At 65.5% G+C, this 11,475-nt stretch carries 5 protein-coding genes; 3 read left to right on the plus strand and 2 right to left on the minus strand.

The window, feature by feature from the left end:
- Nucleotides 1–658: 658 nt before the first annotated feature.
- Nucleotides 659–4,825, minus strand: a complete 4,167-nt coding sequence (eccCa, locus tag AC5Y21_RS25650; RefSeq protein WP_499916898.1) for a type VII secretion protein EccCa — start codon at nt 4,823–4,825, stop codon at nt 659–661.
- On the minus strand, nt 4,822–6,336 hold the full coding sequence (gene eccB, locus AC5Y21_RS25655) for a type VII secretion protein EccB (RefSeq protein WP_499916900.1): 1,515 nt from the start codon (nt 6,334–6,336) through the stop codon (nt 4,822–4,824). Before eccB ends, eccCa begins: the two co-directional genes overlap by 4 nt.
- A 451-nt stretch (nt 6,337–6,787) precedes the next feature.
- On the opposite strand from eccB, the gene malQ reads away from it, so the two are divergent.
- The 3 genes from malQ to AC5Y21_RS25670 all read left to right on the plus strand — a co-directional run.
- The gene (gene malQ, locus AC5Y21_RS25660; protein ID WP_499916902.1) at nt 6,788–8,932 is read left to right on the plus strand and encodes a 4-alpha-glucanotransferase; all 2,145 of its coding nucleotides are present in this window, start codon (nt 6,788–6,790) and stop codon (nt 8,930–8,932) included.
- 8 nt (nt 8,933–8,940) lie between these two features.
- Nucleotides 8,941–9,429 (plus strand): nuclear transport factor 2 family protein, encoded by a 489-nt coding sequence (locus tag AC5Y21_RS25665; RefSeq protein ID WP_499916904.1) that lies wholly within the window; start codon nt 8,941–8,943, stop codon nt 9,427–9,429.
- Nucleotides 9,430–9,734: 305 nt separating this feature from the next.
- Nucleotides 9,735–11,475: molybdopterin-dependent oxidoreductase (locus AC5Y21_RS25670; RefSeq protein ID WP_499916906.1), on the plus strand; the 1,741-nt coding region annotated here is incomplete at its 3' end.

An 11,475-nucleotide genomic window follows, 5' to 3' on the forward strand; every position in this document is an offset into this window, starting at 1 on the left:
TAACGCCCCGAAGTCGAACACCATCCTCCTTGTCCCCCTTTAACTGCCCGAAATCGCGATGACTGCTTTTGCTACGGCGTACGGCACCCGCGGCATCTTCGCGAAGTGGTCACACCTGGCTGTCGAAAGCTCGGCGGCAACCACCGCCCTTTCTTGGCGGGCTGGTGCCGTTTCGGTTGCTACCCCTGAGCCGATGCCTGGACCTTTAGCGACACTGCCATCGGCGTTTCTGTGTGCCACGAACGAAATGCGCATTTTGCCTCGATAACCTGCGTCAACAACATCGCTCGGTAGCGAGATTAGATGGCCGCACCGCGCCACGCCGCGCGCAACGCCAACTATTCATTAGTGGCTAATTTGGGGCTAACCATTGTTCATCTATAGGTCACCCCGTCTTTACGGAGCGGGGGCACGCAGGGACTATCTACCTGCAAGAACTTGCGATCATTGCCCCGAGCAATTGACAGTACGCGGGGTTGCTGACGCATTCTGTAAACCCGGCTGTAACCGTCAATTCGCTTAAGAGACGGGCCAAATTAAATAATTGAACGTGACTCTCCGCCAGGCGCCCACACTGCTGCGAGGCCCTCGAGACCGACGAACGGCAGGCTTCGATGCGTCGACCTTGACGCCGACACGGTAGAGATTCCGTGACGGACTAGCGCCGCACCTCGGTCGCGGCGACCTGAACGAACACCCCGGTGTCCTCGGCCATCAGCAACCCGCGACCGCGGGGCAGCGGACCGCCCTTCATCTTGCCGCGAATGAAGCCCTCGTCGGGGTCTGCGTCCATCACCAGCAATGGCGCATTCGCTTGGTGCAGTGCCCGCAGCATCGGGTCGCTACCCGCAGACGACCAGCCACCGAAGGTGCGGGTGACGATCACATGCAGCCCGACATCCGCGGCCCTGGTCACCCAGGGAGCGGCCTTGTGCAGCGGCGAATCGAAACCTGGCGGCAGCTGCTGGATGTCGTCGACGATCAGGAAGATCTCCGGGCCGCTCCACCACGATCGCGACAACAGCTCCGCTGCCGACAAACCGGGCGGTGGCTCACGTCCGGCCAACACCGCGGCCAGCTCGCCCATCATCGCCTGGACGCCGTCGAGGTTGTAGGCGAACTTCTCCATGTATTCGGAGCCCAGGGCGGTCAGCAGCTGACGGCGCGGGTCGACCAGCCAGACCTGAGCAGACGGCTTCTCCGCCGGCGGCGGCGGTGCGCTGCTGGCTCCCGGCGCATACAGCCGGCCAATCTCGGACATGATGGTGGCCAGCGTCGTGGTCCGCCCACATTCGCGTCGGCCGGTCACCATCAAGTGTCCGTTCTCGGCAAAGTTGAGATAGACCGGTTGCAGGTCCAATTCCGATATCGCCCAAGCGATTCCGCCGGCGCCAACGCCTTGGCGCGTATCCCGCGCGGCGAGCTCGCGGACTTGCTCCACGCCGAACCGGGCCGGCAGCCGGCGCACTGGCGGCGCTTGCCCGGTCGCGACCCGGCTGACCGCTGCCACCACGCTGTCCGACTCGAAGGCGTTGGCCATCGTGTTACCCAGCGCGGGCCTGGCCACCAGGGTGTGCAGGCCGGCCTGCGGGTCGCTGTCGAGTCGGACGTAGTTGACGGCGACCATGCCGCGTCCCGGCTTCACCGGAACCTCTTTGGCAAACCTGGAACGCACCAGCTTGGCGTCTTCCACCGCGGCCAGTCGCAACTCGACGCGGGAACCGAAACCGCTACGCACCGGCGGCCGCAACTCCGATTCGCGATCCGCACTGACCACTACGTGAACACCGAACGAGGGCCCCTGATTGATGATCAGGTTCACCTGCTCGATGAGCACCTCGTTTTCCTCGGCCAATGCCCGGTAGTTGTCGATCACCAGGTAGACGTCACCGAACCCGTCGTTGGGCACCGGGCCGGGCTCACCACCGAACTTGCGGCGCCGGAACATCTCCATCGACGCGATCCCATATTCGAGGAAGCTTCGCTTCCGCTCGCGGACCAGTGCCAGTAGCTCGGCCACGGTCCGGCGCACACCGTACGGATCGGTGGGGCCGGCCACCTCGCCGACGTGCGGCAATCGGGCCACCGTGGTCAACGCCGTACTGCTGTAGGCCAGGCAGTAGAACTGAACCTGATCGGGGGTGTGGGTCAATGCGGCCGAGCAGATCAGAGTTTGCAGTGCGGTCGTCTTGCCCGAACCGCCGGCGCCCAGGATCAACACGTTGGCGCCGGGTCCTGAGGTGTCGACCGTCCACGGCGGCTGGTCGTGCTTGAACGGCCGGTCGATGACCCCGATCGGGAACACCAGGTTTCGCACCGAGCCGTAGTCCTGCTGCCACGGATGCCCGAGGAACCGATTGACCAGGTCGTCGATGGCGACGGGCACGGTCAGCGGCGGTTGCCACAGCCGGTAGGGCTCGAACGGGATCTTGCGCAGCTGATCGATGATCACGGTGCCGACCTTCGGCGTCCGGATGCCTTCCTCGTCCTCGTCCTCCTCAAGATCCTCGACCTCGAGCACCTCGCCGTTGGAGTGCACCGGCGCCTCCGCCTCCGGGCCCCCGACGCTCACCTCCAGCGGTGTGAACGAGTTGGTAAACAGTTGCGGGCGAACGTAATCGATGCTGTGCACCAGCGCCGGCGCCTCTTCGCCGTCGATGGTGACCCCGCGTGAGTAGTAGTCCCGCCACAAGAACTCGGCCTGGAACCGGATGATGTCCTCCAAGCTTTTGCGGAAGTACCCCAGACCGGCCTGCGCCGGCAGGTTCACCGCGTTGGGCACGCCGGCCGCCTGCGCGGCCCCGGCGGTGCGCGCTTTCAGCACCAGGCGGTAACCCATGTTCTCCATGAGCTTTTCGGCCCGGCTCTCGATCGTCTGCGACGCCATCATCAGGTGGATCCAGTAGGCGCGGCCCTGCCGTCCGATCGAGTCGAGGACGTCGACCGCCGTCGGCATGATGCGGAACCACTCATAAAACTCGTCGATGACGACGACGAGCATCGGCAGCGGCGGCATGTCCTGGCCACGCGCGCGCATGCGCGAACGCACCGAGTTGTATTCCTTGGCGTCGTCGACGCCGGCGTTGTCGCACACGGCCTTGCGGCGGGCGATCTCACCCCACAGCGCGTCCAGGAAGCGCTCCATCAGCGCCTGGTCTTCTTCGAGGTCGGTGATGATTCGCGATACGTGCGGGACGCCGGCGAACGGCTTCACCGCGGAACCACCCTTGAGGTCGGCCAGGACGAACTGCAGTTCCTCCGGCGGATGGCCGAGCATCAGCGATTCGATCACGGTTCGCACCAGCGTCGACTTACCGGAACCCGTCGTACCCGACATGACGCCGTGCGGGCCGTCGCCACCTTCGTCGAGTGATTTCATGTCCAAGAACAGCAATTCGCCGTTGTCGGACCGATTGCCGAACGGTGCGCGCAACCGTGACCGGCCCATCGTGTCGGTGCGACTTCCCCACAGCGCGTTGAAGTCGATATCCGCCGGATCCTCAATCCCGTAGTAGGCCATGATGTCTCGGGCACCGATCTGAGCAACCCGCTGGCCGATCTCTTCGTAGGCCTCGGCCAGGCGCCAGCGCGCCAGCTTCTGCGCGAACTCTTCGGCCTCGGCCGCGCTGAAATGGTCGGTGAGCGCGAAGAACCAGGGCTTGTCGTCGATGACCATCCAGGTGTCGCGGTCGCGGGGCAGCGCCTCGATCACGCCCTTCTCGTCGAACCGCAAGGTTCGCTCCGGGACAGCGGTCCACATCGACGAGCCGGTCAGGTCGAAGAACGTCACCCCGTCGACGCCCTCGGCGCTGATCACGTACTCCCACTGGGGATCGGTGACGTCGGCGATGATGACGTGGTGGGGTGTCGGGGTTTGCGCCGATGAACTGGCATGCCGTGGCGTGAAAGACCCACGGCCGGCGAACAATTCGGCTTGTTCGGCGGCGAACTCGCGCACCGAGCTGTAGACCATCCGCGCATTGCCCGCCGCGTCCTGACGCTTAGGGTCGCCGAAATGCGGAAGCCACTTGACCCAGTCCCATTCCGCCAGATCGGAACTGACGACGATCATCTGCACGTGGTCGGGCCCATGGGAGAACCCCAGCTGGCAGATGATCGAGCGCATCAACCCCAGCACCTGCTCGCGTTCCCCGATCAGCGAATACCAGGGTTCGACCAGCAGGGAGACCATCTTCGGCAGGTTGTACACGACGCTTTGATACCGGCCGAACTCTTGCAGCGCCTTACCGGTCACCGGCTCCAACTCGATGTCGGTCGGCATGTTCTGCGGCTCGCCCCAGGTCACCTCGGGCCGCGTCATGCCCACCCCGACGCGGACCACGCCGAAGTTGAGGTCTTTGCCGTCCGGCTTGCGCTCCCACATCCGCGACGACCCGACGGCTGCCGCCAGGGTGCTGGGCGCCGGGTGGAACCACCGGTAGTTGGCGTCCATGCTGTCGGCCGACTCGTGCGCCGTCTCGCGCAGCATGTCCAGCATCAGCATGAACTGGGCGCGCATCGCATCCAGTTTCGGGCGGCTCATCTGTTGCTGGCCGCCGAACCGGCCGCCGAACATCATCATTGCGACGCCACCGATCATGAAGATCGGGAAAATCGAGCCGGCGCCGCCGAACACGTGCGAGCCGCTGGCGAAGGTCATGGCGACCATGCCGACCAGCAGGCCGACTACCAGGACGCCGACCACGATCAGCCACCAGGGCTTGCCCTCCGGCGGCGGAATGCTCAAAGGTGTTGGGAGGACAATGTTCTCCGGCTTGATTACCGGAGCCTTCTCCGGCGTCGGCCTTGCAAACCCACGTTTCACTTCGGTACCGCCAGTTCTTGTGGTGTCATGTCTTTCGGCAGCGTGTCGTGCATCACCAGCGCATCCGCTCGGGACAGCGTCGGCCCTTGCGGCAGCAACTGCAGCGCCACCGACGGCGCCAGACTCGGCTGCGATTTCAGGCCCAGCGCCTCGAGCACTTCTTTTTTGTCGTCGACTCCGAACCGGGCCCCCGCATCGGTGATCCACCACAGGGATTCCTTGGTTTGGGCGCCCGGGTGGTTGCCCGTGACGGCGACGAAGTTCGCATAGTCGGGGCCGAAGTAGACCTGGTCCGCCGCGGTCGTTTCGGCCCGGACCAGCTTCACCACCCGTTTGCTCTCGGCCGCGGGGATCGGGATGGTAGGCCCGGACACCACCTGGACGCGGGCGCGGCTCTCACCTGCGGAACGCTCCCACCACCAGCAGGTCGACGGGTTCTCCCGGATGTCCACCACTTCCAACGGGTTCTCCGGATACGACGAGAGGTCAAGCTTGTTGACCACCGGCATTTTCGCCAGTTCGGCCGGTTGCACGGTCATCGGCTTGCCGTTTCCGGGGCCACCCGCGTTCTGCATAATCTGCGCCACCAGCTGGGGAAGCGTCTGCACGCCCTCGGCCAATACCAGCGAATACTGTTGCGGTCCACTGATCTGCGGTGTGACGAGTATCGTCCCGACGGGCCCGGGGGCGCCCGGGAACGTCGCCGGAGTATTCAGGTTCGGCACTTCCGGCACTACCAACTCGGGCCCGACCGGCAGGGCGTCGAACAATGCGCGGCTCATTGGCTTGGCTTGGCTGACTTGCTCTGGCGTCAACCCAAGCGGCAGCAATACCGCCCGGTTCGTCGGGTCGACGCGGGACCGCCGTCCCTCCCGGATCACCCACGCGTCCCCGCCGTAACTGAGCACCACCGCGTCCGACCCGGTCAGTACCCGCCGGTGACCGGCGAGTTCGGGGGTGCCGTCGATCACCGTCACCGTCACGCCCTGGGGCGCCCCGATGCCCGTCGAGGTGGCGACGGTGTCACAGACCAGCCACGACGACGTCTGCGGGGTCTTCGGCGAGAACGACGACGGTGCACCCGGGATGCCCACCAGCGGTCCGTGCGGCACGCTGGAGATCTGGCTGCCCCGAACCAGGTGCGGGTTATCCGGACGTCCGGTGATCAGCCGCGCCGATGCCAGGTTCAGCGCCGGGTACAACCTGTCGCCGACACGGACGTAGAGCGCGCCGGAGTCGCGGTCCGCGATGATCGGCGACTCATTCAGCTGGCCGGATGGGCTGATGAACGACCACAGCAGCGCTCCCAGACAGATGACGACCGCCGCCGACACCGACGCCACCATCGCCAGGATCTGGCGCCGGCCGGGTTCGACCTCCATGCGCACTCGCCACCGGGTCAAAGCGCTTGCGGTACGGCGGGCAAGGAACTGGTAGCCGCTTACCTGGGTTTTCGTCGAAAGCCCGAGGCCGTACCCCGACCCGCGTCGCCCACGGCTCTCTTCCGCCACGTCAATTCACCGTCCGGTCTGGTATAGCGCCTGAATATTGTCCTGGGGATGGGCCCGCATTTCGGCACCGATTTTCATAGCGAGCGCAAATCACATCGATAACCGTAAGGCACCTGCACAGACCTCGCCACGCGACAACGCGCGCACTTGTCTGCCCACCACGGTGCGCCGACGTATCCGTGGCCCTTCGGTCGACATCCTCGCGAACGAGCCGATCGCGGCTCGCTCCACTGAGCTGCCAGTTTGTCTTTCCCCCGCTACCTTCTTCGTGCCTTTAAGAGCATGGTAACGACCGGCGGCCCGGTCGGCCTGTCGAACAGCCGAACACCCGAGACAGCCCAACTGACGTGCGTCGCAATTCAGCCGCGCAGCAACACCGCGGCGTCAAACGCCGCCGGTCCAGGCTTACCCGCTGCCAGGCCCGGCGACTTCAGCACGCAAGATGGGCGTCATGAGTGAGCTCGCGCCGTCGCTGGTCGAACTTGCCAGGCGGTACGGCATCGCGACCGAATACGAGGACTGGACGGGCCGGCAGTTGCCCGTCTCCGAGTCCACGCTGGTGGACGTCCTTGCCGCCTTCGGCGTGCCGGCCGACACCGAGCAGGAGCGCAATGCCGCGCTGGTCACGCATCTGCGGACGTATTGGGCGCGCCCGATGCCGCCGACCATCGTCGCCCGGTCGGGCGCGCAGACCCGGTTCTGGGTGCATGTGACCCACGGGCTGCCCGCCGAAGTGTGGCTGCACCTCGAAGACGGCACCGTGCGCGGCGGTGTGCAGCAGGTCGACAACTTCACCCCGCCGTTCGAGGTGGACGGACGCTGGGTCGGCGAGGCCAGCTTCGTGCTGCCCACCGACCTGCCGCTCGGCTATCACCGGGTGTACTTGCGCTCCGGCGACTCCGAGACCAGCACCGCGCTCATCGTCACCCCCGATTGGCTCGGGCTGCCCGAGCGGCTCGGCGCCCGCCGCGCCTGGGGCCTGGCCACCCAGCTGTACAGCGTGCGGTCGCGCCATTCGTGGGGCGTCGGCGACCTCACCGACCTCGCCGACCTCGCGGTATGGTCCGCATCCCGGCACGGCGCCGACTATCTGCTGGTCAATCCCCTGCATGCGGCCACCCTGACGGCGCCCATGGAGCCGTCACCGTACCTGCCGACCTCACGGCGCTTCTTCAACCCGCTTTACCTTCGCGTCGAAGCGGTCCCAGAGTTCGCCGAGCTGCCCAGACGTGGCAAGGTCCGGCGGCTGCGTTCCGAGGTTCAGCGACGAGCCGGTCAACTTGACGAGATCGACCGCGACAGCGCGTGGGCGGCCAAGCGCGCCGCGCTGGAGCTGCTGCACCAGGTGCCGCGGTCGGCCGGCCGTGACCTCGCCTATGCCGCGTTCCGAGAGCGCGAAGGCCGTCCCCTGGACGACTTCGCCACCTGGAGCGTGCTGGCAGAGAGATACGGCGGCGACTGGCACCAGTGGCCGGATTCGCTGCAGCACCCTGCCGGCGACGGTGTGGCGGCGTTCGTCGAAAAGAACGCCGACGCCGTCGATTTCCACCGGTGGCTGCAGTGGCAGCTCGACGAGCAACTGGCCGCGGCACAGTCGCAAGCGGTGCGGGCCGGAATGGGGTTGGGCATCATGCACGACCTGGCCGTCGGCGTACATCCCAACGGCGCCGACGCGTGGGCGCTGCAGGACGTGCTGGCCCTCGGTGTGACCGCGGGCGCGCCCCCGGATGAGTTCAATCAACTCGGCCAGGACTGGTCGCAGCCACCGTGGCGGCCGGACCGGCTCGACGAACAGGAGTACCGGCCCTTTCGCGCACTGATCCGGGCGGTGCTGCGGCACGCCGGCGGAGTGCGCATCGACCACATCATCGGGCTGTTCCGGCTGTGGTGGATTCCCCAGGGCGCACCACCCACCCATGGCACCTACGTGCGCTACGACCACGACGCGATGATCGGCATCGTGGCCCTGGAAGCGCATCGGGCCGGGGCGGTGGTCGTCGGCGAGGATCTCGGCACCGTCGAACCATGGGTGCGGGACTACTTATTACTAAGGGGCGTACTGGGCACCTCGATCCTCTGGTTCGAGCTGGACCGGGACGGGGCGGGCGGCCCGCTACCGGCCGAGCGCTGGCGGGAGTATTGCCTGTCATCGGTCACCACGCATGACCTGCCACCTACGGCGGGTTACCTGGCCGGCGACCATGTCCGGCTGCGGGAGTCCCTGGGGTTGCTGACGCGGCCTGTCGAGGCTGAACTCGAGTCCGCCCAGGCGGAACGAGCGGCGTGGCTGGCCGAGCTGCAGCGGGTCAAGCTGTTGGCGGACGGCGCCGAACACGATGTGGAGCAGGTCATCCTGGCCCTGTACCGCTACCTGGGCCGAACACCGTCAAGGCTGTTGGGAGTGGCATTGACCGACGCCGTCGGTGACCGGCGGACCCAGAATCAGCCGGGCACCACCGACGAATACCCCAACTGGCGCATCCCGCTGACCGGCCCGGACGGTCGGGCGGTAATGCTGGAGGACGTGTTCACCGATCGCCGGGCAACCGAGGTGGCCGAGGCCGTGCACGCGCAGCTGGCTCCCCCGGCCGCCTGAATCCGTCGATGGTTCCTTCAGCGACTGACCGGGTCTCCCTCGGCGATCTGGTGCACCGATACGCGGCCGGCGTGGATGATCGTCAGTTCGATGCTGTGGCAAGCCTATTCACCGTCACGGCGGAGTTGGTCGTCCCAGAGCCGCCGGCCAGCCTGCAGCCGATCCACGCGCACAGCGGTCAGGCGGCCATCGCCGCGGCGGTCGCCGCGGTCGCCCAAACGGTGCGCACCGAGCACGCGATCGTCGGCGAGGTCTACGAAGTCTCCGGGGACTCCGGCGACGGCGTGGCCCTACCAAACGGTCGCGGGCGTATCGCATGTATCGCGCATCACTGGAACGATCGTGCCGGCGAGCTGGTCGATGTGGTCTGGCACCTGCGCTATGACGACGAATACGAGCTGACCGATGCTGGCTGGCGGATCAGCCGCCGAGCCTTGACGATCAATGCCATCGAGACCCGGCCGGTCCGGCGATTACTGCCGCGCGACCCGGCCTGACGGCGCCTCGCAGGACACTATGCCCGAACTCACAGCCAGCCCTTAAGTTCCGCATTTGCGGCTGTAGACGGCTTCTTAGCTGGCGCATGCGGTTATGACTCTCCCGCCTGCGGACGGTTTGCTGGCGTGACGCTGGCGACCCGTCGCATACCAGGTTCGTCGGCCCGCTGAGCCGCGGCATGTGCGCACGATTTATCCAAGTGAAGTGGTGTATTTTATGGCGAGTGACGAACACCGAACGTCAAGGTGCCGATCTGCACGCCGATTCCGCCCAGGTTTTCCAGGGTTCCGTCTCGGCATCGACAATAGGCACGCCGCTGCTATCCGATCCGGACTTCCGCAACGAGATACACGAAGCCGAAGACACCATCGATGTCGAGCATTACGGTGGCGGATTCGACCTCACCAGGCGGGCGACCGCTCCGCGGCTGCGGGTTGGGCGCGACAAATGGTTCAACCTGCTGTGGCTGATTCCGATCGGCTTCGCGCTGCTGATCGCGGGCGTGGCGGTTGGCAAGGGCCTGCACAACATGCCCGCGGTGCAGTCTTTCATCCAGCGTTACCCCGGGACCGATAGCCATTCCGGCGTCAGCCCGGGCCTGCCCGCCTGGATCGGCTGGACCCACTTTTTCAACCTGTTCATGATGATGTTCATCATCCGGACGGGGATCCAGATTCTTTGCGACCATCCCCGGCTGTACTTCAGCCGCAACGCCACCCCTGGCAAGGACGAATGGTTGCGGGTGGGCCCGCCGGTTCCGGACGACGACCTGTGGACGGCCAACGCCGACACCGTCGCCCTGCCGCCGCAGTTGGGGCTGCCCGGCTTCCGGCATTCCATCGGGCTGGCTCGCTGGTGGCACCTCGGCATCGATGTGTTGTGGCTGCTCAACGGGGCGGTCTTCTACGTCCTGTTGTTCACCACTGGCCAGTGGCGTCACATCGTGCCCACCAGCTGGGACGTCTTCCCCAACGCCGCGTCGGTGGCCATCCAGTACCTGTCGCTGAATTGGCCGGAAGACAACGGATGGGTCGCCTACAACGGCATGCAGTTGATGGCGTACTTCACCACCGTCTTCATCGCCGCTCCTGCCGCGCTGATCACCGGTTTGGGCATGTCGCCGGCGTTGTCGCAGCGGGTGCACTGGATTAGCAAGCGGCTGAGCATTCAGCATGCCCGCTCGCTGCATTTCCTCGTCCTGGCCTATTTCTTGTTCTTCATCCTGGTGCACGTCACGCTGGTTTTCGCGACCAGCGCACTGCGGAACCTCAACCACATGTTCGCGGCCCGCGACGACAACAGCTGGATGGGCTTCTGGATCTTCGCCGCGGCGATGGTGATCACCGCCGTCGCCTGGGTATGGGCCACTCCGTTCACCATTCGCCATCCGCGCGTGGTGCAACGTGTCGGATACGCACTCGTCGGCCCGTTCCAGCGCGTGCTGGAAAGCCTGGACCCCAAGCCCGGCGCCTTTACCGAAGAAGACATTTCGCCGCACCACTGGCGCAATGGCCGCCTACCGGAGACCGTCGAATACAAAGAGCTGGAACGGGACGACTTTCGCGACTGGCGGCTGAAGGTCTACGGACTTGTCGAGCACCCGATGGAGTTCTCGCTCGAGGATTTGAAGGCGCTGCCCTACCACGACCAGATCAGCCAGCATTTCTGCATCCAGGCCTGGTCGGGTGTGGCCAAATGGGGTGGCGTGCAAATGAAGACGATCATGGACATCGTCAAGCCGCTACCCGAAGCGAAATGGGTGGTGTTCTACTCGATGGGCCTGGGCGCCACGGGCGGTATTTATTACAACGCCCACCACATCGGTCAGATGGACCACCATATGACGATGTTGGCCTACAACATGAACGACCAGCCGCTCCCCTACATGCATGGCAAGCCGCTGCGGCTACGTAACGAGTTGCAGCACGGCTTCAAACTGGTCAAGTGGATCAAGGGAATCGAATTCGTCGCCGACTACCGCGACATCGGTAGTGGTTACGGCGGCTACAGCGAAGACCACAAGTACTTTGGGCGGCACCAGACGC

Source organism: Mycobacterium sp. NGS41 (assembly GCF_059812725.1).